This is a genomic window from Halogranum rubrum, from assembly GCF_900114455.1.
In the GTDB taxonomy this organism is placed as follows: domain Archaea; phylum Halobacteriota; class Halobacteria; order Halobacteriales; family Haloferacaceae; genus Halogranum; species Halogranum rubrum.
The window spans coordinates 363693-389201 of record NZ_FOTC01000003.1 but is presented as its reverse complement, the minus strand read 5'-3'; the positions used below and the strand labels follow the sequence as shown (position 1 = coordinate 389201).

At 63.8% G+C, this 25509-nt stretch carries 34 protein-coding genes and 1 tRNA gene; 21 read left to right on the top strand and 14 right to left on the bottom strand.

What is annotated here, in order from left to right:
- Positions 1-4: 4 nt before the first annotated feature.
- From BM083_RS15985 to BM083_RS15970, 4 genes are all read right to left on the bottom strand, one after another.
- On the bottom strand, positions 5-1120 hold the full coding sequence (locus tag BM083_RS15985) for a 60S ribosomal export protein NMD3 (protein WP_089870506.1): 1116 nt from the start codon (positions 1118-1120) through the stop codon (positions 5-7).
- Between the two features lie 87 nt (positions 1121-1207).
- Positions 1208-1597, bottom strand: a complete 390-nt coding sequence (locus BM083_RS15980) for a hypothetical protein (protein WP_177197663.1) — start codon at positions 1595-1597, stop codon at positions 1208-1210.
- 84 nt (positions 1598-1681) lie between these two features.
- Positions 1682-2584, bottom strand: a complete 903-nt coding sequence (locus BM083_RS15975; protein ID WP_089870504.1) for an NAD-dependent epimerase/dehydratase family protein — start codon at positions 2582-2584, stop codon at positions 1682-1684.
- Between the two features lie 52 nt (positions 2585-2636).
- A complete protein-coding gene (locus tag BM083_RS15970; protein ID WP_089870501.1) occupies positions 2637-3542 on the bottom strand; it encodes an NAD-dependent epimerase/dehydratase family protein in 906 nt (301 codons plus the stop codon).
- 397 nt (positions 3543-3939) lie between these two features.
- Here BM083_RS15970 and htpX point away from each other — a divergent pair, with 397 nt between their 5' ends.
- The 5 genes from htpX (at position 3940) to BM083_RS22875 (ending at position 7999) form a co-directional block, all read left to right on the top strand.
- On the top strand, positions 3940-4809 hold the full coding sequence (gene htpX / locus BM083_RS15965) for a zinc metalloprotease HtpX (RefSeq protein ID WP_089870499.1): 870 nt from the start codon (positions 3940-3942) through the stop codon (positions 4807-4809).
- A gap of 66 nt (positions 4810-4875) precedes the next feature.
- Complete coding sequence (locus BM083_RS15960; protein ID WP_089870497.1) at positions 4876-5739, top strand: M48 family metalloprotease; 864 nt, start codon at positions 4876-4878, stop codon at positions 5737-5739.
- A gap of 25 nt (positions 5740-5764) precedes the next feature.
- On the top strand, positions 5765-6370 hold the full coding sequence (pspAB, locus tag BM083_RS15955) for a PspA-associated protein PspAB (RefSeq protein WP_089870495.1): 606 nt from the start codon (positions 5765-5767) through the stop codon (positions 6368-6370).
- A 299-nt stretch (positions 6371-6669) separates the two neighbouring features.
- Entirely contained in the window at positions 6670-7701 is a 1032-nt protein-coding gene (gene radA / locus BM083_RS15950) for a DNA repair and recombination protein RadA (protein ID WP_089870494.1), read from the top strand.
- Between the two features lie 109 nt (positions 7702-7810).
- Complete coding sequence (locus tag BM083_RS22875) at positions 7811-7999, top strand: hypothetical protein (protein WP_143085750.1); 189 nt, start codon at positions 7811-7813, stop codon at positions 7997-7999.
- Positions 8000-8110: 111 nt separating this feature from the next.
- Here BM083_RS22875 and sufU read toward each other — a convergent pair whose 3' ends face one another.
- Both sufU and thrC read right to left on the bottom strand, forming a co-directional pair.
- Positions 8111-8530 (bottom strand): Fe-S cluster assembly sulfur transfer protein SufU, encoded by a 420-nt coding sequence (gene sufU, locus BM083_RS15945; protein WP_009367065.1) that lies wholly within the window; start codon positions 8528-8530, stop codon positions 8111-8113.
- Positions 8531-8596: 66 nt separating this feature from the next.
- Positions 8597-9796, bottom strand: a complete 1200-nt coding sequence (gene thrC / locus BM083_RS15940) for a threonine synthase (RefSeq protein ID WP_089870492.1) — start codon at positions 9794-9796, stop codon at positions 8597-8599.
- On the opposite strand from thrC, the gene BM083_RS15935 reads away from it, so the two are divergent.
- On the top strand, positions 9790-10323 hold the full coding sequence (locus tag BM083_RS15935) for a hypothetical protein (protein WP_218148973.1): 534 nt from the start codon (positions 9790-9792) through the stop codon (positions 10321-10323). The two genes, thrC and BM083_RS15935, sit on opposite strands and share 7 nt — an antisense overlap.
- 149 nt (positions 10324-10472) lie before the next feature.
- On the opposite strand, the gene sufS is transcribed toward BM083_RS15935, so the two are convergent.
- Positions 10473-11750, bottom strand: a complete 1278-nt coding sequence (gene sufS / locus BM083_RS15930) for a bifunctional cysteine desulfurase/selenocysteine lyase SufS (protein WP_089870488.1) — start codon at positions 11748-11750, stop codon at positions 10473-10475.
- Positions 11751-11897: 147 nt separating this feature from the next.
- Between sufS and BM083_RS15925 the strand changes: the two genes are divergently transcribed.
- The gene (locus BM083_RS15925) at positions 11898-12155 is read left to right on the top strand and encodes a hypothetical protein (RefSeq protein ID WP_089870486.1); all 258 of its coding nucleotides are present in this window, start codon (positions 11898-11900) and stop codon (positions 12153-12155) included.
- Between the two features lie 29 nt (positions 12156-12184).
- On the opposite strand, the gene BM083_RS15920 is transcribed toward BM083_RS15925, so the two are convergent.
- Entirely contained in the window at positions 12185-12487 is a 303-nt protein-coding gene (locus BM083_RS15920) for a DUF424 domain-containing protein (protein ID WP_009367060.1), read from the bottom strand.
- Positions 12488-13228 carry a tetratricopeptide repeat protein gene (locus tag BM083_RS15915; RefSeq protein ID WP_089870484.1) on the bottom strand — a complete coding sequence of 247 codons (741 nt, stop codon included), beginning with the start codon at positions 13226-13228 and terminating at the stop codon, positions 12488-12490.
- Positions 13229-13329: 101 nt separating this feature from the next.
- Between BM083_RS15915 and thpR the strand changes: the two genes are divergently transcribed.
- The 8 genes from thpR (at position 13330) to BM083_RS15875 (ending at position 17902) form a co-directional block, all read left to right on the top strand.
- On the top strand, positions 13330-13884 hold the full coding sequence (gene thpR, locus BM083_RS15910; RefSeq protein WP_089870482.1) for an RNA 2',3'-cyclic phosphodiesterase: 555 nt from the start codon (positions 13330-13332) through the stop codon (positions 13882-13884).
- Between the two features lie 130 nt (positions 13885-14014).
- A complete protein-coding gene (locus BM083_RS15905; RefSeq protein ID WP_009367057.1) occupies positions 14015-14167 on the top strand; it encodes a 50S ribosomal protein L39e in 153 nt (50 codons plus the stop codon).
- A gap of 3 nt (positions 14168-14170) precedes the next feature.
- Positions 14171-14449 carry a 50S ribosomal protein L31e gene (locus BM083_RS15900; protein ID WP_009367056.1) on the top strand — a complete coding sequence of 93 codons (279 nt, stop codon included), beginning with the start codon at positions 14171-14173 and terminating at the stop codon, positions 14447-14449.
- Between the two features lie 2 nt (positions 14450-14451).
- On the top strand, positions 14452-15117 hold the full coding sequence (locus BM083_RS15895) for a translation initiation factor IF-6 (protein WP_089870480.1): 666 nt from the start codon (positions 14452-14454) through the stop codon (positions 15115-15117).
- A gap of 69 nt (positions 15118-15186) precedes the next feature.
- A complete protein-coding gene (rpl18a, locus tag BM083_RS15890; protein ID WP_049893718.1) occupies positions 15187-15363 on the top strand; it encodes a 50S ribosomal protein L18Ae in 177 nt (58 codons plus the stop codon).
- The gene (gene pfdA / locus BM083_RS15885) at positions 15363-15824 is read left to right on the top strand and encodes a prefoldin subunit alpha (protein ID WP_089870478.1); all 462 of its coding nucleotides are present in this window, start codon (positions 15363-15365) and stop codon (positions 15822-15824) included. Before rpl18a ends, pfdA begins: the two co-directional genes overlap by 1 nt.
- Before the next feature lie 6 nt (positions 15825-15830).
- Entirely contained in the window at positions 15831-17246 is a 1416-nt protein-coding gene (ftsY, locus tag BM083_RS15880; RefSeq protein WP_089870476.1) for a signal recognition particle-docking protein FtsY, read from the top strand.
- Between the two features lie 128 nt (positions 17247-17374).
- Positions 17375-17902 carry an Ntn hydrolase family protein gene (locus BM083_RS15875; RefSeq protein WP_143085749.1) on the top strand — a complete coding sequence of 176 codons (528 nt, stop codon included), beginning with the start codon at positions 17375-17377 and terminating at the stop codon, positions 17900-17902.
- A 1-nt stretch (position 17903) separates the two neighbouring features.
- Here BM083_RS15875 and BM083_RS15870 read toward each other — a convergent pair whose 3' ends face one another.
- A complete protein-coding gene (locus BM083_RS15870) occupies positions 17904-18521 on the bottom strand; it encodes a LysE family translocator (RefSeq protein WP_089870472.1) in 618 nt (205 codons plus the stop codon).
- A 434-nt stretch (positions 18522-18955) separates the two neighbouring features.
- On the opposite strand from BM083_RS15870, the gene BM083_RS15865 reads away from it, so the two are divergent.
- The gene (locus BM083_RS15865; RefSeq protein WP_089870469.1) at positions 18956-20356 is read left to right on the top strand and encodes a signal recognition particle protein Srp54; all 1401 of its coding nucleotides are present in this window, start codon (positions 18956-18958) and stop codon (positions 20354-20356) included.
- Positions 20357-20494: 138 nt separating this feature from the next.
- On the opposite strand, the gene BM083_RS15860 is transcribed toward BM083_RS15865, so the two are convergent.
- On the bottom strand, positions 20495-20704 hold the full coding sequence (locus BM083_RS15860) for a DUF7835 family putative zinc beta-ribbon protein (RefSeq protein ID WP_009367044.1): 210 nt from the start codon (positions 20702-20704) through the stop codon (positions 20495-20497).
- A gap of 291 nt (positions 20705-20995) precedes the next feature.
- On the opposite strand from BM083_RS15860, the gene BM083_RS15855 reads away from it, so the two are divergent.
- From BM083_RS15855 to BM083_RS15840, 4 genes are all read left to right on the top strand, one after another.
- Entirely contained in the window at positions 20996-21577 is a 582-nt protein-coding gene (locus BM083_RS15855; RefSeq protein ID WP_089870467.1) for a magnesium transporter, read from the top strand.
- Positions 21574-22131: a magnesium transporter gene (locus BM083_RS15850; protein WP_009367042.1), complete on the top strand. Its 558-nt coding sequence runs from the start codon at positions 21574-21576 to the stop codon at positions 22129-22131. The genes BM083_RS15855 and BM083_RS15850 overlap by 4 nt, the downstream gene beginning before the upstream one ends.
- Before the next feature lie 72 nt (positions 22132-22203).
- Entirely contained in the window at positions 22204-23253 is a 1050-nt protein-coding gene (locus tag BM083_RS15845) for a nucleoside recognition protein (protein WP_089870465.1), read from the top strand.
- Positions 23254-23307: 54 nt separating this feature from the next.
- On the top strand, positions 23308-23826 hold the full coding sequence (locus BM083_RS15840; RefSeq protein WP_089870463.1) for a gamma carbonic anhydrase family protein: 519 nt from the start codon (positions 23308-23310) through the stop codon (positions 23824-23826).
- Positions 23827-23835: 9 nt separating this feature from the next.
- Here the strand turns inward: BM083_RS15840 and BM083_RS15835 are convergent, their stop codons facing one another.
- The 3 genes from BM083_RS15835 to BM083_RS15825 are packed head-to-tail and all read right to left on the bottom strand — an operon-like array spanning position 23836 to position 25318.
- Positions 23836-24306 (bottom strand): HPP family protein, encoded by a 471-nt coding sequence (locus BM083_RS15835; RefSeq protein ID WP_009367039.1) that lies wholly within the window; start codon positions 24304-24306, stop codon positions 23836-23838.
- Positions 24307-24314: 8 nt separating this feature from the next.
- Positions 24315-24746, bottom strand: coding sequence for an RNA-binding domain-containing protein (locus BM083_RS15830; RefSeq protein ID WP_089870461.1), 432 nt, complete (start codon positions 24744-24746; stop codon positions 24315-24317).
- Entirely contained in the window at positions 24743-25318 is a 576-nt protein-coding gene (locus BM083_RS15825; RefSeq protein WP_089870459.1) for an AAA family ATPase, read from the bottom strand. Before BM083_RS15825 ends, BM083_RS15830 begins: the two co-directional genes overlap by 4 nt.
- A gap of 113 nt (positions 25319-25431) precedes the next feature.
- Between BM083_RS15825 and BM083_RS15820 the strand changes: the two genes are divergently transcribed.
- Positions 25432-25506: transfer RNA gene (locus BM083_RS15820), tRNA-Arg, on the top strand.
- Positions 25507-25509 lie beyond the last annotated feature (3 nt).

Below are 25509 nucleotides of genomic sequence, written 5' to 3'. Positions count from 1 at the left end.
GTCCTTACGTCTCGCTCTCCGGAACGACGTGTAGCCCCGCCCGACTCTTGAGCACCGCGACCGTCGGTTTCTCGGGGTCAAAGAAGTCCGGTCGAGCGATGGTCTTGGCCTCGTACGTCTCGGGGTCGAGCACCTGCACTGCGTGGTCGTCTTCGACGGTGACGACAGTCGTCTCCTCGGCGTCGTCGACGGTCCCCAGTTTCGTCGCCGGCGGCGTCTCACCCTCCTCGAACCGCGACTCGTAGTGTTCGCCGGTCGTGAGTCGGGTCCCTTTGAGGTTGCCGCGAGAACTCGTGACCAGAATCGGGCCCTCGTCGTCGTCGTCGAGTTCGATGACGTCGCCCGGCGTGAACTTCGGCAGGCGAATCGCGTAGGTGACGCGGTACACTTCGTTGCCGTCGCCGTCTTCGGTCACCAGCGTCGGGTAGGTCTTGACGTGACCGCCGAGTTCTCGCGTGATACGGTTGGAGATAGCCTGTCCCAACTGGTTCGTCGAGAGTTTGATGTCCACGCCCTCGTCGGTCTCTTGGGTCTCGGTGATGAACGCGCCGCGGTCACCTGCCTCCTCTCGGTCGGCGATGATGTCCTCGGCGATTTCGACGGCGCGGGCGTCTTCGTCCGCCGTCGGCACACGCTCGGTTCCCCGCAGTTGGACGAGGCTCGCCCAGTAGCCGCCGGCTTTCTTCCCACACTGCTTGCAGGTCTGTCGAGAGATGTTGACGGGGACGACGACTTCCTCTTCGAGGAAGGTGTCTCGGACCATCCCCGTGAACTGACAGTGCATCCGGATGGTGTTCTGGTCGACCTGCTCGGGTTCGACGGCCCACGACACGTCCTGGGCTTTCAGGTGGATACCGAGGGCGTTCGAGACTTCGTCGATGGCGACGTCGGTGTAGTCTTTCGCGCCGACGTCGACCCAGCGGTTGCCGCGGTAGACGGCCCCGCAGTGGGCACAGACCATCACTTCGACGCGTTCGGGGGCGTCGACGAGGTCGAAGTCCTCGAAGTAGCAGGCGTCACAGAGAACGGCGTCCTTCTCGCGGGGCATTCCGGGAAGCGGTTCCTCCCGGTCTTCGACGGGGTCGCCACAACGCGGACAGAACTCGCGTGACTCGCTCATGTTGCGCGTTCGTACGTTTTTGTGGCGTTTAAGCCCCGCGAAGCGTCAGCTATGTTCGGCCTCCCGACGAACGAGCGGATACTCGTCTCAGACCTCTACTCTGTACAGCCAGTAGCCGAGTCCGAGCAGCACCACTCCCGTCAGAAGCCATCCGGAGAGCCTCGTAGCGGCGTCGGCCAGCGGTTCCGTGCTCCCGGTGGCACCGACCCAGTACAACTGGAGTAGAAACAGCGAGGCCAGTAGGAGGCCGACTCCCGCGAAACCGGCTGCCAGCGTCTCCTGTTCCGTCTCCCGCGTGTACAGATACGCGGCTAGCCCGACGGCGAGGACGAGCGGGAGGAATCCGAGATTCGCTGCCAACTCGACTGTGAGCCAGAAGAGCAGTGGAATCCCGAGTGCCACCAGTACGCGACGGCGCTCGCTGGCACCGACAGACTCGACGACGGAACCCACGGCACTCTGGAGACGGTAACTCATACCAGCAGAACGCTTCCTGAGGACATAGATATTCTCTCCCCGAGTACAGTGACCAGCGCGTCGCCGAGACACTCGACTCTCTGCTCAGCCCGTCAGTTCGGGGTCGGCGGCGGCTTCGTCGACCGACTCACGCCACGAGTGTTCCGGGGTCCATCCGAGCACGTCCTCGGCTTTCGCGACCGAATACGCCGACGCGTCTCCTTCGACCGAGCAGTCCGCGGGCAGCGACCCGTAGAACTCCTCTACGAGGTCTGCAAGCGGCTTACCGAGCGCGTTGTCCGGGCCGACGCAGTTGAACGCTTCGTGGTCTTCGATTCGCCCGTCTTTCGTCCCTTCCAGTGCCGCCTCCACCAGACCCACCACGTCGCGGATGTCGACGTAGGACCAGTAGTTGCCCGCGCCCGCCGCGAGGTCTGAGAGGTACCCGTCGTCGCGACAGGGATACTCACCGGGGTACTGAATCCACGAGGGGCGGATAGAGGCGACTGGCACGCCGTCGCGTCGGACGAAGGACTTCGCAATCTCCTCGGCGGCGACTTTCGAGAGGCCGTAGTCGTCCTCCGGTCGCAGCGCGTGCTCCTCGGTGATGGGTAACTCGTCCGGGACGGGCGTCTCCGCCGCGCCGTAGAAACCGTAGGCACCGTCGCTGGAGGCTTGGACGACTCGTGCACCGACTCGCCCCGCCGCCGCGAGGACGTTGTAAGCGGCGAGCGTGTTGTTCTCGAAGACGTCGCCGCCGGGATGCCGGCCCGCGACGGGGATGGCTCCCCAGTGGACGACGGCGTCGGGAGCGATGTCGGTCACGAGGTCGAAGACGGCCCCGCGTTCCGTCAAATCGAGCGCGCGGAACTCGATACCCTTCGTTCCCTGCGTGTCGAATCCGGGGTGCGAGAAGTCGGCGCAGACGACGTCGTGGCTCTCTGCGAGGCTATCGACGAGCCAACGCCCCGATTTCCCGAGGCCGCCGGTGACGAGCACAGTTTCCATAGCTGGTCCGAGGAGACTCGCTCGAAAATAGCCGACGAATCTCGTCGCCGATTCAGTCGTAGAGCGTCGGTTCCTCGACGGTTTCGTCCACAGCCTCACGCCACGAGTGCTCGGGCGTCCAGTCGAGCAGGCGTTCGGCTTTCGCCGTCGACAACGCCGACGCGTCGCCGTCGAGAGTGCAGTTCTCGGGAACCGCGTCGAAGAACGCCTCGACTGCGCGGGTCGTCGGTCGGTCGAGGTAGTTCTCCGCCGCCGCGGCGTGGAACGCCTCGTGACCGGGCACTTCGGCATCGAGTGCGGCGGCGACGAGTGTCGCTACGTCGCGGATGTCGACGTAGGACCAGAAGTTGCCCGCCCCCGCTTCGAGGTCCGACGGGTCGTCCCACTCGACGCTCGGGAGAGTCCGGCAGTTGTACTCGCCGGGGTACTGAATCCACGAGGGGCGGATGGACGCGATAGACACCCCGTGACGGCGGACGACCATCTTCGCGATCTCTTCGCCGACGACTTTCGAGGTGCCGTAGGGGTCTTCGGGGCGCTGAGCGTGGTCTTCGGTGATGGGGAGTTCGTCCGGGAGTGTCTTCTCGCGGGCGAAGGGGAAGCCGTAGGAACTCTCGCTGGACGCCCAGACGACGCGTGCGTCTACTCTCCCCGCCGCGACGAGGGTGTTGTAGGTCGACAGTGTGTTGTTCTCGAAGACGTCGCCGCCAGCGTGGCGCTCGGGTGCGGGAATCGCACCCCAGTGGACGACGGCGTCGGGGTCGAGGTCGGTCACGAGGTCGAAGACGGAGCCACGGTCGGTCAAGTCGAGTGCGCGGAAGTCGACGTGCTCACGCGGGTCGATTTCGAAGCCGGGGTGGTCGACGTCGACGCAGACGACGTTGTAACTATCGGCGAGGTGGTTGACGAGCCAACGACCCGAACGGCCGAGACCGCCGGTCACGAGAACTGTCTCCATAGCTCTCACGTCGACTGCATAGAACAAGTAGACTGGTGTGCCGGCAGTGCGTCAGTGCGCCCACAGCCCGTGCTCACGCCGGGCGTGTGCGACGAGGTCCTCGGTCGTGGGGAACGTTTGTCCACAGCTACACTTGTGGTTTTCCGAGGGGGCTGTCTGGCGTGTTGCCATACTCAATGGTTCACCCCCTAATTATAATATTTTTTCGGCAGGAATATGTTGCCGTGTGTCACGGTGGGCGTTCACACGCCTTGTCGCCCGGTATTTCGGCAGTTCCCCGGACGGCGTGGGTTTCACTCGAACGGCCTCGATTGCCTCTGTGGTGCAGGAGTATGTGTCATGGCACCAAACAGCCAACTCCGGCAGCGTTTATACACCAGAGTGGCTAGAGGGGCGCATGGATTGGAAACCGGACTGGGGACTCAGGGGTCGCATGGTGCTGACCATGTTCCTCCTGTTCGCTCTCTACCTCGTGTTCGCGGTCGTCATCTCGCAGACACAGTATGTGGGGTTCCTCGTGCTAATGGTACCGTTCCTCGCGGTTCAGTACTTCTTCAGCGACAAACTCGCGCTCTACAGCATGGGCGCGAAGGAAGTTTCCGAGGAGGAGTATCCCGAGTTGCACGCGATGATTGGTCGACTCTCACAGCAGGCTGACTTGCCGAAGCCGAAAGTTGCCGTCGCCGACTCGCGCGTCCCGAACGCCTTCGCGACGGGTCGTAACCAGAAGAACTCGGCCGTCTGTGTCACCACGGGAATCATGCAGACGCTCGATCGTGATGAGTTAGAAGGTGTCATTGCTCACGAACTGGCTCACATTAAAAACCGTGACGTGGCGGTCATGACCATCGCGTCGTTCCTCTCGACGATCGCGTTCCTCGTCGTCCGCTGGGGCTGGTTCTTCGGTGGTGGCGACCGTCGCGAGGGCGGTGCTCCGGTCATCGTCGCAATCATGCTCTCACTCGTCGTGTGGGTGATTTCGTTCGTCCTCATCCGCGCGCTCTCGCGCTACCGCGAGTACGCCGCCGACCGGGGTGGCGCGGTCATCACCGGGAAACCGTCGGCGCTCGCCTCGGCGCTCCTGAAGATCTCGGGTCGGATGGACAACGTTCCGAAAGAGGATATGCGTGAACAGGCGGAGATGAACGCGTTCTTCATCATCCCCATCAAGAGCGGTTTCATCGGGAAAATCGCCAGCACGCACCCGAGTACGGAGAAGCGCGTCGCGAAACTCCGCGAACTCGAAAAGGAGATGGAGACGCGGTAAACCCGCCGCTTCGTCGACTTCTCGACACGTCACTACACTTATCTGTTCGGCGGTTCCGTTTCGGCTATGCACTGGTCCCGCGACCGGTGGCTCGTCGCCACCACCGTCGTGTCCGGCGGGGCAGTCCTCGTCGGCTACGTCGGCTTCACTGCCCTCCTCCTCAACCTGCTCGGTTCGCTCGGCGCGTTCGTCGCGCTCCTCTTCGGCTGTTTGCTCTTCGTCTTCCTCGTCGCAGGCCCACCGCTGACGCTCCGTGGCGTCGGCGCGAACGTCGTCACTGCCCGAGAAGAACCGGTACTCGTCGGACTCGTCTCCCGACTCGCACAGCAGGGTGACGTTCCCACGCCCGCCGTCGCCGTCGTCGACAGCTCCGAAGCCAACGCGTTCACGGTCGGCTGGCGCGGTGACGCGACAGTCTGCGTCACGACCGGACTGCTCGACGTGCTCTCTCGCGACGAACTCACGGCCGTCCTCGCCCACGAGGTCGCTCACGTCGCCAACTACGACTCGTCGGTGATGACCGTCGCGTCGCTGCCGACGCTCGTCGGTCTCTCGACTGCCGAGGCCAGTGTCGACGTCGCTTCGAAGAGCCTGCAAGCCGTGTTCCTCGGCCTCTTCTTCGGTGTTCTCTCGGCGGTCCTCGTCGTCCTCACTGCACCCGTCGTCGTGCTGTTGTCGCGAGCGCGAGAGTACGCCGCCGACCGGGGGGCCGTCGCGCTCACCGGCGACGCTGGGGCGCTCGCGTCGGCGCTCCAGACGTTGACTGTCGACGACTCCTCTCCCCCGGCAAGTGACGCTCGTGACCTCGGCGTCGTCAGCGCGTTCTGTGTCGTCTCGCCGACGAGCGCACCGTTGCCGTGGCTTCATCCGTCGACCGACCGCCGAATCGCTCGGCTTCGAGAACTCGAACGCACGGTGGAAACGACCTAAGTCCACCCGGCCCGACGGCTCTCACATGGGACTGTTCGACTCGCTCCGTTCGGCGCTCGGATTACGCGCCGAGGCCGACGCCACTCGCGCGGCCGACCCGGAGGACCTCTTCGGGATGAGTACTGCGTATCTGACGATGGAGGCCGACCTCGGCTTCGACTCCGCCGGCGAGGCGGCGCTCTGTTTCTCCTCCGTGGACAGCACCGACTTCGCCGAGACGCTGAACGACGTCGAAGCGATTCTCGAAGCGGGTGGAGAAGAGACCGGAACCGTGTTCAAGCGGTACGCGGACGACCACGGCTATCACTGGGTCGTCCTCGAAGACGACGACCCCGAAGACCTCGTGACGAGCATCCACTTCGCCGCCGACGAGTTCATCGAACAGGGGTACGGCTCTCGCCTGCTCGCTGCCGTGTTCGGCTTCCGAAAGGACGACTCACGGGCGTACTGGATCTACTCGTTCCGCCGCGGAAAGTACTACCCGTTCGCGCCGAAACGCGGTCACGAGCGCGACAGCAACCTCGAATTCAAACTGGAGACTGTCCTCGACGGAGAACTCGGTGTCGAAGAGGACAAACAGTTCTGGTACCCGCTGTGGCCCGACTCACCGACCGGCCACCCGTGGGAGTAGCGGCGAGTAGCCTCCATCACCGTCTTCGCTCGTCGTCGTTCTGACTCCCGCCGCACTCCGCTTCTCCTGGCGCTCGTCGCCCGCTTCACTTCCGCTGTTCCCCTCGCTATAGCCGTCCGATTCGCGCTTAGCTTTGTCCTTACCTGCGTCGCTCTCCGCACTCGCTTCGTCGCCTGCGCGCTTTTCGCATCTAAACCCTCGTCAGACCGTGGTAGCGACCACCACGACGTCCGGCAGTTTCACTTTCACTCTGCTGTTAACGAGGGTTTATGTGCCGATAGGCGTAACCAACGACTACGATGGCAGAAGACGATCTCGAAAACCTCCCCGGAGTCGGTCCCGCAACCGCAGACAAACTCACAGACGCTGGGTTCAACACGTACGAGAGCCTCGCCGTCGCGAGTCCCGCAGACCTCGCGACGAAGGCGGACGTCGGTGACAGCACGGCGACGGACATCGTCCGCGCCGCCCAGAACGCCGCCGACATCGGTGGCTTCGAGACCGGAACGGCCGTCCTCGAACACCGAGAGAAGATTGGGAAGCTCAGCTGGCAGATTCCCGAAGTAGACGACCTCCTCGGCGGTGGACTGGAGACGCAGTCCATCACCGAAGCCTACGGTGAGTTCGGTGCCGGGAAGTCCCAGATCACCCACCAGATGTCCGTCAACGTCCAACTTCCGAAGGAGGTCGGCGGTCTCCGCGGCAGCGTCATCTTCATCGACTCGGAAGACACGTTCCGCCCCGAGCGTATCGACGACATGGTTCGTGGCCTCAACGACGACGTCCTGCAGGCGACGATGGACGACCGCGAAATCGAGGGCTCGCCCGACGACGAGGCGGCGATGGACGAACTCATCGCGGACGTCCTCGACAAGATTCACGTCGCGAAGGCGTTCAACTCCAACCACCAGATGCTCCTCGCCGAGAAGGCCGAGGAACTCGCCCAAGAGCACGAAGACACCGAGTGGCCGGTTCGTCTGCTCTGTGTCGACTCGCTCACGGCACACTTCCGCGCGGAGTACGTCGGCCGTGGTCAACTCGCCGACCGCCAGCAGAAACTCAACCGTCACCTCCACGACCTGGACCGCGTCGGCAACCTCTACAACGCCGCCGTGCTCGTGACGAACCAGGTCGCCTCGAACCCCGACTCCTACTTCGGCGACCCGACGCAGCCTATCGGTGGCAACATCCTCGGCCACAAGTCGACGTTCCGGATGTACCTCCGCAAGTCGAAGGGCGACAAGCGTATCGTTCGCCTCGTCGACGCACCGAACCTCGCCGACGGTGAGGCCGTCATGCGCGTGCAGGACGGCGGCCTGATGCCCGAGTAAGGTCTCAGGTTTCGGTTGGTTTCCTCCCCCGGTTTTCTCTTCCGACGGTGTTTCGTTTTCGACGAGATGAGCGACTGCTGTTTATGTCGTCTTGGAGCCATCTCTACGCATGCGTTCCCGAATGGATACCGCCATGTGGATACTCGCGTCTCTCTATGCCGTCATCCTCGTCCTCGAACTGTACGCGCTCTCCATGGACGACGACGCCCTGTTTCAGTCGGTTGCTGTCGTCGCAATCGCGCTGACCGGCGTCGCGGCGTGGTCGACAGTCGTGGCGAGGCGGCGCGGATGGGCGTAGAACGGGGTCGGATGAACCGAGTGCTGTCCATTCTGTGAACTCCGGAAACCCACGCGCCAGAGATGGGTCTCAGCGGGTCGTCGAAAGGAGAAACAGAGAGTCGAAACGCGCTCAGTCTTCGGTCTTCGTCTTGTCGAGGTCGATTTCGCCCTGGTAGATCTTCGCGCCATCCTGGGCGACTTTCTCGGCGAGCACGGCGCACTTGATACGCATCGGGCTGATGTCGACGCCGAGCATGTCGACGATGTCGTCGCGGTCCATCTCTTTCAGTTCCGAGAGCGTCTTTCCCGGCAGTTGCTGGGAGAGCATGCTCGCGCTGGCCTGTGAGATGGCACAGCCATCGCCCGAGAAGGCGACGTACTCGATGGTGTCGCCGTCGTCTTCGAGACGAACGTCCATCTTGATGGTGTCGCCGCAGGAGGGGTTCTCCCCGACGTGCGAGAAGGTGGGGTCCTCCATCTCGCCGTAGTTGCGCGGGTTCTTGTAGTGGTCGAGAATCTGCTGCCGATACATGTCGGAGCCCATGCCCATAGTTGGCCGTTCGTAAGTGAGTGCGCTGTAAAAGGATTCCGGGGTACGGGGCCGTAGCGAGCGTCGCTACCGCTCCACGCCGAGTACTGCCCCGAGTTCGTCCAGCTTGACCGTCTCCACGTCGGGTGTCTCACCACTTCCTCGTTCCTTGAACCCGCTGCCGGTGGCGACGAGTACGACCTCGTCGTCATTTTCGATGGCGCCGCTCTCTGCTAGTCGCTTCGTGCCCGCCAACGTCGTCGCCGACGACGTCTCCACGGAGAGCCCCGCCCGTGTCGCGAACTCGCGCTGTGCGGTTCGAATCGCGTCGTCGGAGACGGCGAGCACTGCACCACCGGTCTCCCGCGCCGCCGCGAGTACGCGATTGCCGCTCGGCGGGTTCGCGTTGGCGATAGAGTAGGCGATGGTCTCACCGGCGGCGACGGGCGTCACCTCGTCGTCACCCCGCTCGAACGCCTCGGCGATGGGTGCGCAGGCGGCGGCTTGGACGAAGTAGAGTCGCGGCAGCGAGTCGATGGCTCCCGCACGGTGGAGTTCGCGGACGGCCTTCCACGCACCGCTGGCGTGTCCCCCACTGCTGACGGGCAGCACGATTGCATCCGGTGGCTGAGCACCTTCAGCGGCGAACGCCTCGCAGATTTCCAGCGCAGTGGTCTTCTGTCCCTCCACGCGAAGCGGCGCGTCGGAGTTGACGAACTCGATGCCTGCCTCCTCACCGAGTTCCAGCGACCGGTCGTAGAGCTTTCCGTAGTCGCCGTCGACGCGGAGGAGCGTCGGGCCGTACTGCGCGATGTTTCCGAGGCGTTCGGCGGGGATGTCGGCGGGTACCAAGACCAGACAGTCGAGGTCGACGGTCGCGGCGTGGGCGGCCATGCTCATCGCCATGTTGCCGTGCGAGACGGTTCCGACGGTGTCGACGCCGTGTTCCAGCGCCCACGCGATACCGACGGCGCTCCCGCGGTCTTTGAAACTCCCCGTCGCGTTCGCGGCTTCGTTCTTCACGTGGATACGCGCGCCTGCGACGTCGTCGAGGCGTGGCGTCCGAACGAGTGGCGTGTCGCCTGCGACGTCGCCGAGACTGCCCGGGCGGTCGACAGGTAGAAGCGACTCGTAGCGCCACATCCCGGGTGCGTCGGTCACGTTGTCCCAGTCGAATCCGGCGACGTCGACGTCGACCCATCGCGGTTCGCCGCAGTCGCATCGCGCGGACGACCACTCGCTCGTGGTCTCACCGCAGGCGACACAGGAGAGCGTCGGTGATGTCACGGCTGTCGGGACGGTTGACGGCACTAAATCACCTCTGGCTCTCCTGCCAGAACGTGTTTGTCTACGCCCACAGTCAACTCGACGTGATGAACGTTCGAGGGCGACTCGCCGGCACTTGTCAGGCCGAATCGAAGGCGTACGGTTACACGTTGAGCATCTGGGGGGCCGGTGCGCTCCTCATCCACCAGTTCGGGACGCCGACACCGAATTCGGTTTTCGCGTACGTCGGCGGCGGACTGGTCGGGTTCGCGCTCCTCTTGCTTCTCGCCTTCGGCACGCCGCTCTCTGAGACGGACGTCGACACCGACGCGGAGTTCGTCGCTGCGGCGGCGGTCCACGTCATCGCCGCCCCCGGTAACCTGCTCGTCAGTTACGGACTCATCTCGATACTCGGTCGAACCGCTCTCCCCACGTGGTTCGTCTTCGGCGTCGTCGGCGCGCAGGCGACGGTCACCTACAACATATTGACGCTGCTAGAGGATTCGCTGACGCACGTCACCGAAACCCTCGTCAGCACGAGCGAGTGACCACGGGGTCACACGGTGCCGTCGTTCGAGTGAACAGCACTTCTGTAGAAGAGATTCACGGAGAGATGCGAGTGCTGTGCCGTCTCAGGCGGACAACACTTCCGCGGCAGCGTGTCCGTGACCACAGCGGGTCACGTGCCGATGCCGTCTCAGGCAAATAGCTCTCGCGCTTGTCCAACTGCCTCGACCAGCGCGTCGACTTCCTCACGCGTGTTGTAGACGTAGAACGACGCACGCGCGGAGGCGGCCGCGCCGAGTTTGTCGTGGAGCGGTTGCGTACAGTGGTCGCCCGCGCGGATGGCGACGGCGTAGTCGTTGAGGATACTGGAGAGGTCGTGGGCGTGGACGCTGTCGAGGTTGAACGCCACGAGACCGCCTCGGTCGTCACCCGGCGGGCCGTAGATGGTGATGTCGTCGAACTCGCTCAGGCGGTCGTACGCGTACTCGGCCAAGAGTTCCTCGTGTCGCTGGACGTTCTCCATCCCGATATCGTCGAGATAGTCGATGGCGGCGTGGAGACCGATTCCCTGCGCGATGTTCGGCGTCCCGGCCTCGAACTTCCACGGCAGGTCCTCCCACGTCGCGTCCTCGTAGGTGACGCGCCGAATCATGTCGCCGCCGTAGAGGTAGGGTTCCATGTCCTCCAGAACCCCCTCTTTGCCGTAGAGCACGCCGATGCCCGTCGGGCCGAGCATCTTGTGTCCCGAGAAGGCGAAGAAGTCGGCGTCGATGTCGCCGACGTCGACGGGTCGTGTGGGCACCGACTGCGCGCCGTCGACGAAGATGTACGCGCCCACTTCGTGGGCCATGTCGGCCAGTTCGTCGACAGGGTTGATGGTGCCGAGGGTGTTCGAGACATGCACTGTGGAGACCATCTTCGTCGACTCGTCGATGAGTTCCTTCGCGTGCTCCATGTCGAGACGGCCCTCGTCGTCGACGCGGATGTACTTCACCTCGGCACCGGTCTTCTTGGCGAGTTGCTGCCAGGTGACGAGTGAGGCGTGGTGTTCCATCTCCGTCAGGACGACACGGTCACCCGGGCCGAGTTCGTTCAGTCCCCACGCGTAGGCGACGAGGTTCATCGCCTCGGTGGTGTTCTTCGTGAAGACGATCTCCTCGCGACCCTCCGCACCGATGAAGTCGGCGACGCGGTCGTGTGCCTCCTCGTAGGCGACGGAAGCCTCCTGGCTGAGTTGGTGGATGCCGCGGTGGACGTTTGCGTTGTAGCCGTAGTAGTAGTCGACGATGCTCTCGACGACCCGTTTCGGCGTCTGACTCGTCGCCGCGTTGTCCAGATACACTAACGGTTCCGTGTCGCCTTCGCCTTCACCGGGCGTCGTCACATCGCCGCCGACCTTCCGCGCGAGGATGGGGAAATCCTCCCGGATAGCCGCAACGTCGATGGGGTACGACTCCTGCGCTTTCATTAGAATCGGCTAAGAACTGTGGGGATAACACGTCTTCGGTCGTGTGAAGCGATGTGAACCGAATCCGGTTACTTTCGCCCCTCGAAATCAATCTGGACGAGGTACGTCGGGCGCGTATTCTTCTCCTCGGCTGACGTGTATACTCCCATGGTCGTTACACTACAAGTTGGCATTCCAGGCGGAATAGAACTGATCCTCCTCCCGGTCTTGCTCCTCGTCCCCCTCATCGTCGCCTACTGGGTCTACCGCGACGCGACGCGGCACGGTATCTCGTACGCCCCCGCGTGGGCGCTCGCGACCTTCGCGCTCCTCCTCGCTGGCGTCGTCCTGGGACTGCTCACGCTCGTGGCGTATCTCGTCGTTCGTGAGAAACGTTCCGTCCGACCCACCCGTCCGGTCGCGTGAGAAGCGCGCCGACCGCTCTTTTCGCTCGTCTATCGCAACCAGAGTAACTGCGCGTGCAGTGTGCCTTCGAGTTCGAGGACGGTCTCTTCGTCGACGACGCCAGCCTCGATGGCGACGCGCACCGTCTCCTCGCCGACGAGGTTGGCGACGGTCGCGCGGTGGAGACTGTCGACGACGGCGTCTTCGTCTGCGTCCTCGGCCTCGTCGCCACCGTAGAAGTCCTCGGTGACGGTCAGAGACACTTTGCCGCTCTCGTAGGTCTCGCCGAGACAGTCGGGGTCGCAGACGGAGACGAGCAGTCCCTCCGGCGTCTCGCGCTCTCTGAGGAGCATCTAGTACTCCTCGACCATCTCGCGCTCGGCCTCTTCGCGCATCTCTTCTGCCTGTTGGACGATCTCTTCGGCTTCTTCCTCACGACCCAGTTCTTCCAGTGCGCGTGCCTTCTCTTCGAGGATGTTCACGTTGCGCATCCCTAGACGGAGCGCGTTGTCGTAGGCGTTGACGGCCTCCTCGTGCAGGCCGCGCTCTGCGAGGAAGAAGCCACGGTTGAACCACGCCTGCGGGAAGCGTGGGTCAGCCTCGACGGCGCGCTCGGCGTGTTCGAGTGCGTCCTCGGTGTGGCCCCACTCCCACAACGCGTACGCGAGGTTGGTGTGGGCAGAGGCGGCGTGTTCGGAGTCGTCGTCGATACGGAGTGCCTCCTGATACGCACCGATGGCCTCGTCGTACTCTTCGAGTTGAGCGTGTGCAGCGCCCTTGTTCACCCACGCCTCCTGTTCGTCGAGAGAGTCGTCCTCGGCGAACTGCGCGGCGCGGGCGAAGGCCTCCGTGGCCTCCTCGAAGCGGTTGATCTGCATGTAGGAGAGACCGACGTCGATGAGACTCTGGACGTCGACGTCGTCGCGCTTGACGTTCTGTTCGTCGAGGATGTCTGCGAGTACGTGGTCGTCGACCGGGTCGACCTTCGTCGGGTCGATTTTGAGCTCCGGCGGGTCGAGCGTGAACTCGTCGTAGTCCTCGTCGAGTCCCTGCCCCTCGGAGAACTTGTGCGGTCTATCGCGGTCGTCGCTCATGCCCCGGCTTTGGCGGTCACCGTGGTTAAGCCCTACGTCACAGGTCGCACACCGGCCGTTCGCCACAGGAATTTAGCTCACTCCCCACGTTACTCACCAGCATGCGTCTGTTCGTCAGCATCGACCTCCCCGACGCACTCGCCGACGCCGTCGCCGAGGTCCAAGCGCCCTTGCAGGACACACCTGGACTCACGCTCGTCGACCCCGAGAAGGCCCACGTCACGCTGAAGTTTCTCGGTGACGTTGACGAGCGGCGTATCCCTGAAATCGAAGATGCCCTCGAGACGGCCGTCGACGACGCCGACGTCGGTCCGTTCGAGGCGGAAGTGGCTGGTCTGGGCGTGTTTCCGAGCATGGACTACATCAGCGTCGTCTGGGTGGGAGTCGGCGACGGTACCGCGGAGATGACACGTCTCTACGAGGCAATCGAGCGCGAGACGACGGCTATCGGGTTCGACCCCGAGGACCACGACTTTACGCCGCACGTTACGCTCGGACGACTGAAAGACGCGCGCGGGAAGGAGATGGTTCAGCGAGTCGTCCGAGACGACCCGCCGACGCTCGGTCGGTTCCGTGTCGAACAGGTTCGGTTGACCGAGAGTACGCTCTCGTCGAGTGGGCCGAAGTACGAGACGGTGACGCGGTTCGGTCTCTAACGCTCTTCAGACACGTCTTGTCGTCACCGACTATTCGCGTATCGTGGCCAGTACACAGTGTGTGGGCCTGTGACGCCGAGCGAGGGAAAGGAACAACTCTTTATGGCGCGCAAGGGAACTCTGTCCTACTATGGGTAAGAAATCGAAGGCCAAGAAGAAGCGTCTGGCAAAGCTCGAGCGCCAGAACAGTCGCGTCCCCGCGTGGGTCATGATGAAGACCGACATGGAAGTCACGCGAAACCCGAAGCGTCGTAACTGGCGGCGTAGCAACACGGACGAGTAAGCCATGAGTGCAAGTGACTTCGAGGAACGTGTCGTCACCGTTCCGCTCCGTGGTGTGAAGAACGCACCGTCGCAGAAACAGGCAGACCGCGCGATGAAGCTCGTTCGCGAGCATCTCGCCAAGCACTTCAAGGTCGACGAGCGCGACGTTCGTCTCGACCCCAGCATCAACGAGGCCGTCTGGTCGAAAGGTCGCCAGAGCCCGCCGAGCAAGCTTCGCGTGCGCTCTGCACGCTTCGAAGAGGACGGCGAAGCGGTCGTCGAGGCTGAGACGGCCGAATAACGGTGCTCCGCGCCTCTTTCGCTGGGTCGTCGTACATCGGTGTCTTCACCTGTGCGACCGACGACGTCGTCCTCGTTCGCCCCGATTTGAGCGATGAGCTCGTCGCTGACCTCGAATCCGAGTTCGAGGTTCCGGTCGTCCAGACGAACGTCGGCGGCTCCGGTACGGTCGGTGCACTCGCGACTGGGAACGAGAACGGAATTCTCGTCTCCGGGCGCGCCACCGACCGCGAGAAGGACCGCATCGCCGACGCCACTGGCCTCCCGGTCGTCGGCCTCCCCGGCCGTGTCAACGCTGCTGGTAACGTCGTTCTCGCCAACGACTACGGCGCGTGGGTCCACCCGGACCTCGGTGACGACGCCGTCGACGCCGTGAAGGAGGCGCTCGATGTCCCCATCGAACACGGTGATCTCGGCGGTGTCCGCACTGTTGGAACCGCCGCCGTCGCAAACAACCGTGGCGTCCTCTGTCACCCCAAGTCCCGCGAACCCGAACTCGAAGCACTCGAAGCACATCTCGACGTGCACGCGGACATCGGGACAGTCAACTACGGTGCGCCGCTCGTCGGGTCCGGACTCGTCGCCAACGACGCTGGCTACCTCATCGGCGAGGAGACGACCGGTCCCGAACTCGGCCGCATCGAAGACACGCTCGACTTCATCGACTAACCTCTCTTTTGAGGGACAGAGTAGCTCCGAGTAGGAAGATACTTCCCGCTCGCACTCGCATCCCATTTTATGAGTCAGTTTACTGTGAGCGGTCGCTTCCGGTCCCGTGATGGCTGGAAGTCTTTCACGAAACAGGTCGAAGCAGCAAACGAAAACGTCGCAAACGAGCACGTGCTCTCGCAGTTCGGTAGTGAGCACGGTCTCAAGCGCACCCACGTCGAAGTCTCGGAGGTGTCCGCAGCATGATGGGTGGCGGTCAGCAGCAGATGCAGCAGCTCTCGCAGGAACTGCAGGCACTCGACGAGGAGATCAACGAGGTCGAAGGCGAGATTCAGGACCTGCAAAACGAGAAGAGCGAAATCGACGAGGCCGTCGAAGCAATCGAGACGCTCGAAACCGGGTCGACGGTGCAGGTTCCGCTCGGTGGCGGCGCGTACCTCCGCGCGGACGTGCAGAACATCGACGAAGTCATCGTCTCGCTCGGCGGCGGCTACGCGGCCGAACAAGAGCAGGGCGACGCTATCGAATCGCTCCACCGCCGACAGGACCACCTCGACGAGCAGATCGCCGAACTCCGCGGTGAGGTCGAAGGTCTCGAAGAGGAGAGTCAAGAGCTCGAACAGCAGGCCCAGCAGATGCAACAGCAGATGCAGCAACAGCAGATGCAGCAGATGCAGCAGATGCAGGAAGAAGGCGACGACGAGTAAGCTCCGATGTTCGACGGACTGAAGAAGAAGCTCAATAGTTTCCGCGAAGACGTCGAGGAGACCGCAGAGGAGAAAGCCGAAGAGGCCGAAGAGGCTGAAAGAGCCAAAAAGGCCGATGCGGTCGACGCTGCTGAAACTGGAGAGGCGGTCGACGAGACCGACTCTGCGGACACAGCCGCCGACACCGACGCGGTCGATGCCGACCCGGTTGCAGAATCGGAGGCCGATTCGACGGCCGAACCGGAACCGGACACGGCCGACGTCGAAGACGGCGTCAGCGCCGAGAGCGACGCCGCCGCCTCGACCGAGACGCTCGTCGACGAGGAGCGAGACGTGGAGTCCGCGGCCGAACCAGCCGAAGCTGTGGCATCCGCCCAAGACACGTCGCCCGAGGAACTCGACGACTCCGAAGCGTCCGAACCGTCCGAGACGTCGGCCGATGCGGACGACGAAGAGGAAAACGAGATTCCGGAGTTCGCCCGTCGGCACTCGTCTTCGGACGACGGGGAGACAGACGAGAAACAGTCCTCGACCAGTCGGTGGCAGCAGATGAAGTCGATGGCCACCGGGCGTATCATCATCGAGGAAGAAGACCTCGAAGGCCCGCTGTGGACACTCGAGATGGCGCTCCTCGAAAGCGACGTCGAGATGAACGTCGCCGAGCGGATGCTCGACACCATCCGCGACAGCATGATCGGCGAGTCCCGCAAGCAGGTCGACACGACCGCGGAACTCGTTCAGGAGGCGCTCTACGACGCGCTGCTCGACGTCATCAGTGTCGGGCAGTTCGACTTCGACGAGCGACTCCGACAGGCCGACAAACCGGTCGTCATCATCTTCACCGGCGTCAACGGCGTCGGCAAGACGACGTCCATCGCCAAGATGACGGAGTATCTGGAGAAACAGGGGCTCTCGTCGGTGATGGCCAACGGCGACACCTACCGTGCCGGTGCGAACGAGCAGATTCGCAAGCACGCGGAGAACTTAGACCGGAAGCTCATCGCCCACGAACAGGGCGGTGACCCGGCGGCGGTCATCTACGACGCCGTCGAGTACGCCGAAGCCCACGACATCGACGTCGTGCTCGGCGATACGGCCGGTCGGTTGCACACCAGCAACGACCTGATGGCCCAGTTGGAGAAGATCAACCGCGTCGTCGAACCGGACATGACCCTCTTCGTCGACGAGGCAGTCGCCGGACAGGACGCGGTCCAACGCGCCAAGAAGTTCGACGAAGCGGCCGAAATCGACGGGGCGATTCTGACGAAGGCCGACGCCGACTCGCAGGGCGGGGCGGCCATCTCTATCGCCTACGTCACCGGCAAGCCCATCCTCTTCCTCGGGACGGGACAGGGCTACGACGACATGGAGCGGTTCGACCCAGAGGAACTGGTGTCGAGTCTCCTCGCCGACGAGGAGTAACGCACCACCCCACTGGTTTCGCTCTCTCACCCACATCTCCTCACTGCACTCCTCGACTCGTGAGCGACGCGTCCGTCCCGTCCGCGTCGGCAACAGCACTCTTTGTCTCCCCGTCCGTCGAACCGGGTATGAGCACCATCGTCGGTATCGAATGTACGGATGGCGCACTGCTCGCCGTCGACCGACTGCTCGTCCAACACGGGCGCGTCGAGAGTACGTCACGAGACCGACTCGTCGTCGTCGACGACGCGGTGGGCGCAGTCTGTGTCGGTCCTGCGGGCGGCGTCGACGAGTTCATCCGCCAGTTCGAACAGGAGGTCCGGTCGTATCGAACCGACCGCGGTGAGATGGGTATCGACCCGCTGGCGACGCGCGTCTCGTCGATTGCGGCAGACGAAGCTGTCGAAGCGGTCGTCGCCGGGCACGACGAGGACGGCGTCGCACGAATTCGCATGATCGGTAGCGACGGCGGGACGCTGGGCGACTCGCCGATTGCTCGCGGAACGGGTGCATCGATGCTCCTCGGTGCGCTCGAAGACGAGGAGATGGACCTCGACACCGCCGAGTCACGTATCCGCGAGGCGTTCGACACTACCGCCAGTCGTGACCCGAAGACGGGAGACGAGATCGACGTCTGGCGACTGGCGAACGAGTGAGCTACTGACCGCCGACGGCGACGGAGAGGCCGAGTGCGACGAACACGGTTCCTGCGCCCCACTGGAGTTTCGACCGGAAGCCGTCGGTGGCGACGACGCGACGCGCCCGACTCGACGCGAGGGCGACGGTCGAGAGGTAACACGCCGTGACGACGGCATAGAGGACGCCGAGGAGCACCATTCTGGCAGTCGCATCCGGCCCACTCCCGGCGAACTGCGGCAGAAAGGCGAGGAAGAACAGCGCGACTTTCGGGTTGAGTGCGTTGACGGCGACGCCGCGGACGTAGCTGTTCGACGGGTCCGTCTCGTCGTCGAGTGCGAACTCGTCGCTACGAATCGCTTGGACGCCGAGGTAGACTAGATAGGCCGCGCCGACGTACTTCACGAGGCTGTAGGCGGTCGGTGCCGCTCGGAGGAGGGCAGCGAGTCCGAGTGCCGCGGCGAGCGTGTGGAGGAGTACGCCCGTACTGACGCCGAGTGCCGACTGGAGGCCCGCCGTGCGGTCCTGTACGCCGCGGGTGAGGACGTACACCGTGTCTGGGCCAGGCGCGAGGATGAGCGCGATGGCGGCGCCCAGATAGAGTGCGAGCGTCTGAAGGTCGGGGACGATACCGAGCACAGAGAGAGGTGAGTCGTTCTGTGAGATAAAGGTCGGGGAGCGAGCGGTTCGATGGTTCGAGGGACCTACAACCGTGGCGCGTGGCTTCGCGCCGTGTATCGGCGCGAATCACTCATGCGAGGGATGACTGAGTGACCGAGCGAAGCGAGAGAACGAAGGAATCGGCTGGGGAGGGAGTGGCTGTGGGTGGGACTGAAAGGGGACGTGCTCTCGACGAAGCACGAGGAGACAAGTACCGCAACCGAACCCGGTGAGGTGAGGAACGCAGCGAGGCGCGCGAGTCGAGAGCACGTGGGCTTTCGAGGTGTTCTCGACGGAGGTGTCAGACGGTTCGTTCTTCTTGGCTGCGTTCCTGCACTCTACCCAAAACCAACACACGCGACCAAACCACAGGTGCAAAGTCTTTAACGACTCCACAGCGTAGCGACCGGCAAATGGTACTCGATGACCTCGGGAGTTCCCTGCGTGGCTCCCTCAACAAGCTACAGGGAAAATCCCGGCTCTCGAAGGAGGACGTCGAGGAGATCGTCAAGGAGATTCAGCGGTCGCTCCTCCAAGCCGACGTCGAAGTCGCGCTGGTGATGGACCTCTCGAAGAGCATCAAGAAACGAGCGCTCGAAGAGGAACCACCCGGTGGGACCACCGCTCGTGACCACATCCTCAAAATCGTCTACGAGGAGATGGTCGAACTCGTCGGCGACTCCACGGAGATTCCCCTCGAACCACAGACCATCATGCTCGCCGGTCTGCAGGGGTCGGGGAAGACGACCACCGCCGCCAAGATGGCGTGGTGGTTCTCGAAGAAGGGGCTTCGACCAGCCGTCATCCAGACCGACACCTTCCGACCCGGCGCGTACGACCAGGCCAAGCAGATGTGTGAGCGTGCCGAGGTCGAGTTCTACGGCGACCCCGACGAGGAAGACCCCGTCAAGATCGCCCGCGAGGGGATGGAAGCGACCGACGACGCGGACGTCCACATCGTCGACACCGCCGGGCGTCACGCGCTCGAATCGGACCTCATCGACGAAATCGAGGAGATAGAGGAGGCCGTCAACCCCGAGTTGAACCTGCTCGTCCTCGACGCCGCAATCGGACAGGGTGCGAAGAAGCAGGCCCAAGAGTTCGACAACTCCATCGGTATCGGCGGCGTCGTCATCACGAAACTCGACGGGACCGCGAAAGGTGGCGGGGCGCTGACCGCCGTCAACGAGACGGGGTCGTCCATCTCCTTCCTCGGAACCGGTGAGACGGTCCAGGACATCGAACGCTTCGAACCGAACGGCTTCATCTCCCGACTGCTCGGGATGGGTGACCTCAAACAGCTCTCGGAACGCGTCGAGCGCGCGATGGCCGAGACGCAAGCCGAGGACGAGGACTGGAACCCCGAAGACATCATGAAGGGGTCGTTCACCCTGAAGGACATGAAACGGCAGATGGACGCCATGAACAAGATGGGACCGCTCGACCAGATCATGGACATGATTCCGGGTCTCGGCGGCGGGTTGATGGACCAACTGCCCGACGACGCGATGGACGTCACGCAGAACCGGATGCGGTCGTTCGAGGTCATCATGGACTCGATGACCGAATCCGAGATGGAGAACCCACGGTCTATCGGTGCCTCGCAGATTCGGCGCATCTCGCAGGGGAGCGGGAAAGACGAAGAGACCATCCGCGAACTGCTCGAACAGCACAAGATGATGGAGCGGACGCTCAAGCAGTTCGGGAGCATGGGCGACGGCGACATGAAGCGGATGATGAAGAAACTCGAAAATCAAGGTGGCGGCGGCGGGATGGGCGGCATGGGCGGTGGCGGACTCGGCCCGTTCGGCTAACTGCGCCGTTCTCTTCTCCTACTCTCGACTCTCGTCGTTCCGTGGACCTTCTCTGTGCCCTTGCATACGTAGGCCACCTTCCGCGAGCTATCTGGCCGTCTTTCGTGTAAAAAACCGCTCCGTGAGTAGTCGCCGAACCTACCGTTGCAGCGTTCGAGTCTCCGTGTCACAGACCGTACAGGTGGTCACGCGACAGGGTGACTTGGCAAACTTCTGGTTCTCTTTTCGGGGAGAGTCGGTGTGCGTCGATTGAATCTCCATCGTGACGTCGTGTGGTGTGTCGTCACCGCACGTGTCACAGTGCTCTTGTTGATACTTCCCGTCGACATCCGCAGGCATTCCGGTCATAGTGTATACTCCAGCCGCTACAGAACGAGTGCAACCAGAGTGCGAACCGTGCAATCACGGCACGAGCGAGCAAAATAATAAATCGCGACCCCATCGCAGGGATGGACGCATCGCGAGTCGCTCTCGTTCTACTAGAGTATCACACTCCACACACATACCTCTGCTGTTTGAATATGCAAGCAACACCGGCGTCCTTCGCATTGACTGTCACACCTGCTTTCGGCAACGCGGTCGTGCCAGTGTGTGTCGGTTGTACCGCCATTTATGCCGCCGCCACGTGTGAGTTCGCTCATGAGCGTGCGCGAGGTCGCAGTCGAGGCGTACCGTGAGGCGCTACCGGCACTCGGTGCCAGTCTCCTCGGTGGCCTCCTCGCCGGCGTCGTCCTCGGTGGGATGCGCGCGGAACTCCGGGCAGTCCCGGGTCTCCTCGTGCTCGTCCCCGCCCTCCTCGCCACCCGTGGCAACGTCTACGGGAGCCTCGGCGCACGCATCGCCACCGCGCTCCACCAGGGGTTCATCGAACCCCGCGTCACCGAGGCCGACCGACGACTCTACGCGGCCGTCGCCGCCGCCCTCGGCAACGGCATCCTCGCCAGTCTGTTCGCCGCGACGATGGCGTTTCTCGTCCTCACGTTGCTCGGGTGGGACGTCGCCGGACTCGCCACTTTACTGGGCATCGCACTCGTCGCGGGCTTGCTCTCCGGAATCGTCCTGACTGCCGTCGTCGTCACCGTCGTCTTCGCGGGCTACCGTCGCGGCTACAACCCCGACACACTCGTCGGTCCGGTCGTCACTACCACGGGTGACGTCTTCGGCATCCTCTTTCTTCTCGTCGCGGTTCGAACCGTCCTCTTCGTCGGAGGTGTCGTGTGACGACGGAGTGGACCGTCCGGGCGATTACGCGGGCGATGCTGCCCGTCTTACTCGCACTGACACTGGTCGAAATCGGAAGCGGACTCGTCCTCGGCGGGTTCGAGGGGTCGCTGTTGCAGTATCCGTCACTCCTCGTACTCGTCCCCGTCACTATCGGGACTGCAGGCAACCTCGGGAGTATCCTCGCTGCTCGCCTCTCGACGTCCTTCCACCTCGGGACGCTCTCGTTCTCGCCGAGAGACGACGAACTCCTCGGAAACGCCCTCGCGACGGTAGCACTCGCCGTCTCGGTCTTTCCGGTCATCGGCGTCGGCGCGTGGCTCTTGACGACGCTCCTCGGAGAGACACAGTTGGCCGTCTCGACGGTACTTCTCGTCTCGCTCACGAGCGGAATCTGTCTGGCCGTCCTCGCCGTCGTGGTCACGCTCGTAGCGACCTACGCCGCCTACCGATTCGAACTCGACCCGGACGACGTCGTTCTGCCCGTCGTCACCAACACCTGTGACGTACTCGGCGTGCTCGTACTGTTCGGTGCGGTGCAGGTGTTCGTGTAGTCGCCATAATCGCCATAATCGCCATAACCGCCAACCGACGACGCTTTGGCCGTCGCTCTCGGACGCCCTCGCGTGCAGTCGGCCGTCTCACTCGTCGAGTCACTCCTCCCCGTTCTCCTCGAGGTGTTGCCTCGCGTCGCCCGCATCTCGGCGTTCATCGCCGTGGGTGTCTTCCTCGCGAACGTCGCCGTCGGTTTCGGCCTCGTCGAACGCATCGCCGTCCTCTCGCAGTATCTCACCCGCCCGGCAAATCTCCCGGACGAGGTCGGCACCGCCATTCTGACCACGGCGGCGTCGACGACGGCAGGCTACGGGATGCTCGCAGACTTCCGTGAGTCCGGTCGGTTGAGCGACGGCGAGACGCTCGTCGCCGTGACGATGAACACGTTCTTCGGCTTCGTCCAACACGTCTTCACCTTCTACGCACCCGTGCTCATCCCGATTCTCGGGTTGGAGGTCGGTCTCCTCTACGTCGGGTCACGGGCGGCTATCGCGCTCTGTATCACGCTCGTCGGCGTCCTCGCCGGTGCGCTCCTCCTCGACGGTGGGGCCAGCGACGCCGGTTCCGCTGAATCCACCGGACGCACCGGACGCACCGGACCCACCGAGACAGATGAACCCGGCGACGCTGTCTCTGCCCGTCGCTCCGAGACTGACGGCGGCGACGACGAGACGACACTCGACATCCTCCGGACGGCGGCCGGACAGACGTGGTCGAAACTGCGACGTATCGTCCCGCGACTGGCCATCGTCTACGTACTCGTGACGCTCGTCGTCGAGACGACTGACCTCGCGGCGGTGACGCAGGCGGCGACACCGCTCACGTCGCTCCTCGGCCTCCCCGGTGCGGCAGTGCCCGTCGTCGTCGCGTTCACGTTCGATACGACCGTCGGTGCAGCGACTGTCGCTCCGCAGGTCGGGTCGGTGTTCACGCCGAGACAGGCCGTCGCGACGATGCTCGTCGGGGGTATCGTCTCCTTCACCGTCTCGACGTTCAAGCGCTCGATTCCCTTCCAGTACGGCATCTGGGGACCCTCGTTCGGGTCGAAGGTCGTCGCCGTGAACACGGGATTGAAGGTCGTGTTCATCGCGATTGCTGTGGCCATCCTGCTCCTTCCCTGACTGGGGACGCTCACGCACGAAGGGTTTTGCTTGTGTCAGTCGTTATCTTCTCACATGGTCGACAGACGACACTACGAGTTCGACGGGAAATATCCGCAGATTAGCGACGAAGCGTTCGTCGCTCGCGACGCGACACTCGTCGGCGACGTGACCGTCGACGCCGACGCCAGCGTCTGGCCGGGCGTCGTCCTCCGCGGCGACGTCGGTCCGGTCCGTATCGGCCGCGAGAGCCACGTCGGCGACAACGCGACGCTCCACGCCTCTGTCGTCGGCGACCGGGTGATGGTCGGTCACGGCGCGGTGCTCAACGACGTCGTCGTCGAGGACGGTGCACTCGTCGGCTTCAACGCGACGCTCAACTCGAACGTCACCGTCGGCGCGAGAAGCATCGTCGCTTCCGGCGCAGTCGTCCCGGAAGGGTACGAGATTCCGCCCGAGTCGTTCGTCCGCGGCGTTCCCGCTATCGTCACCCCGCTCTCGGAGACGACGCTCGACCCCGACGAAATCTTCGAAGAACACCACTCGGGCGCGTACACAGACCTCGCGGCCCGACACAGGGACCTGTTCGAGTGAGTTGTCGGGCTAGGGACCGGCGGCGTCGACGGCGACGAGGACCGTGACAGCGGCGACGACGGTCACTCCCTCCCACGGCGTCGACAGGAGGCCCAGTGCGACGATGAGCGTCGTCGCGCAGGCGGGCGCGTGCCGGAGGTCGGTGGCGACCATCCCCGTCGTCGTCGCGACGACGGCGACGACGCCGCTCATGGCGAGTCTCGTCAGGTCGAGCGACCCGGCGGGTGGGAGGTCGGTCACGAGCAGTCCTCGCGCGAGGAGATGGTAACTCAGCAGACCCGCGACGACGCCGATGGCGTGGCCACCGACGACCCGGTGAGGCTCTGTCGTCTCTGCGTCGGGTGCAGTGACCAGCGCGTACGCCGAGGGACCGAGGCTCGGAAAGAGAAACGGTGACCCCGTCGCAACCGCCGTCGCTCCCGCGACGAGGACGAGGACGCCGGTCTGGAGACCCAACGAGACTGCGTTACGAGCACGCATCGGGAGACTCAGTCGTGGCGATAGTCTGGGTGGTCTGCGTCGACTGGTTTGCCGTCTTTCGTCGGCGGCGCGATGTACGCGATGAAGTCGTCGACGCTCGGTTCGCGGACGGTGACGTGGACGTCGATGTCGCCGAGTTCGTCGGGGTTGCCGACGGAGAAGTTGATGAGGCCTTTGAACGCGGCCTGCTTCTTCAGTGCGAACGAGAACCCTTCGTCGGTCTTGCGCTTCTCGAACTCACGGCGGGCGGTGTCGAGAATCTCCTGTTCGTGGAGTTTGTCCGAGAACGGGTCGAGCGTGTGCGTCTCGGCGACGAGTTCGCCCGGTTCGTGCGCTAACTCGGCGTTCGGAAAGAGGTTCGAGACGGCGTCGGCGACGCGGTCCGTGACCTCCGTATCGCGGACCGGCGCGACGATTCGCACGTCGACGCTGTAGATCATCGTTCGCCCTCCGTGAGCGCCTCGGGGCCGCCGTCGAGGAGCGTCCGAACCTTCGTTCTGAACGCTTCTAACGAACTCGTGTTGTCGACGACGACGTCGGCGTCGTCCATCACCTCGCCCATCCCGAAGCCGAGTTCGCGCTCCTCGCGTTCACGGAGTCGCTCGACGTCGCCGTCGCTGGCGTCGCGGTCACGCTCGCCGAGTCGCTCGGCGCGAACCTCGAAGGGGGCTTCGACGCTGACGACGACGAAGTCGTCACCGAACGCCTCGCGGAACCGCTCGACTTCGTGCATCGACCGCAGGCCGTCGACGAGGACGACGTCGGTGCCGTCCTCGTCGAGGTGCTCACGAATCGTGGGGAGCGAGCGGGCGGCGATGGCGTCGAGACCCTCCTCCTCGCGGAGTGCCTGTGCGATTTCGCCGTGGTGTTCGGCGGGGTCGAGTCCTCTGTCGCGGCACGCCTGTCGAATCACGTCGCCCATCGTGACGACCGGGATGCCCGCCTCGCGGGCGACGGCGGCGGCTTCCCCTTTGCCGCTTCCCGGGAGTCCGACGGTACCGATGACTCTCATTACGTGGCCGTACACTACTCGCGAGGTTAAGCCCTGTGAATGGCCGAGGAGTACGCTGTGCGGAGAGACGAACCCGCATGCCTTTTTACACCGCCCCGTGTGACTCTCAGTGAGGGCACGTAGCTCAGTCTGGATAGAGCGTCGGACTTCTAATCCGACGGCCGTGGGTTCAAATCCCATCGTGCTCGCTT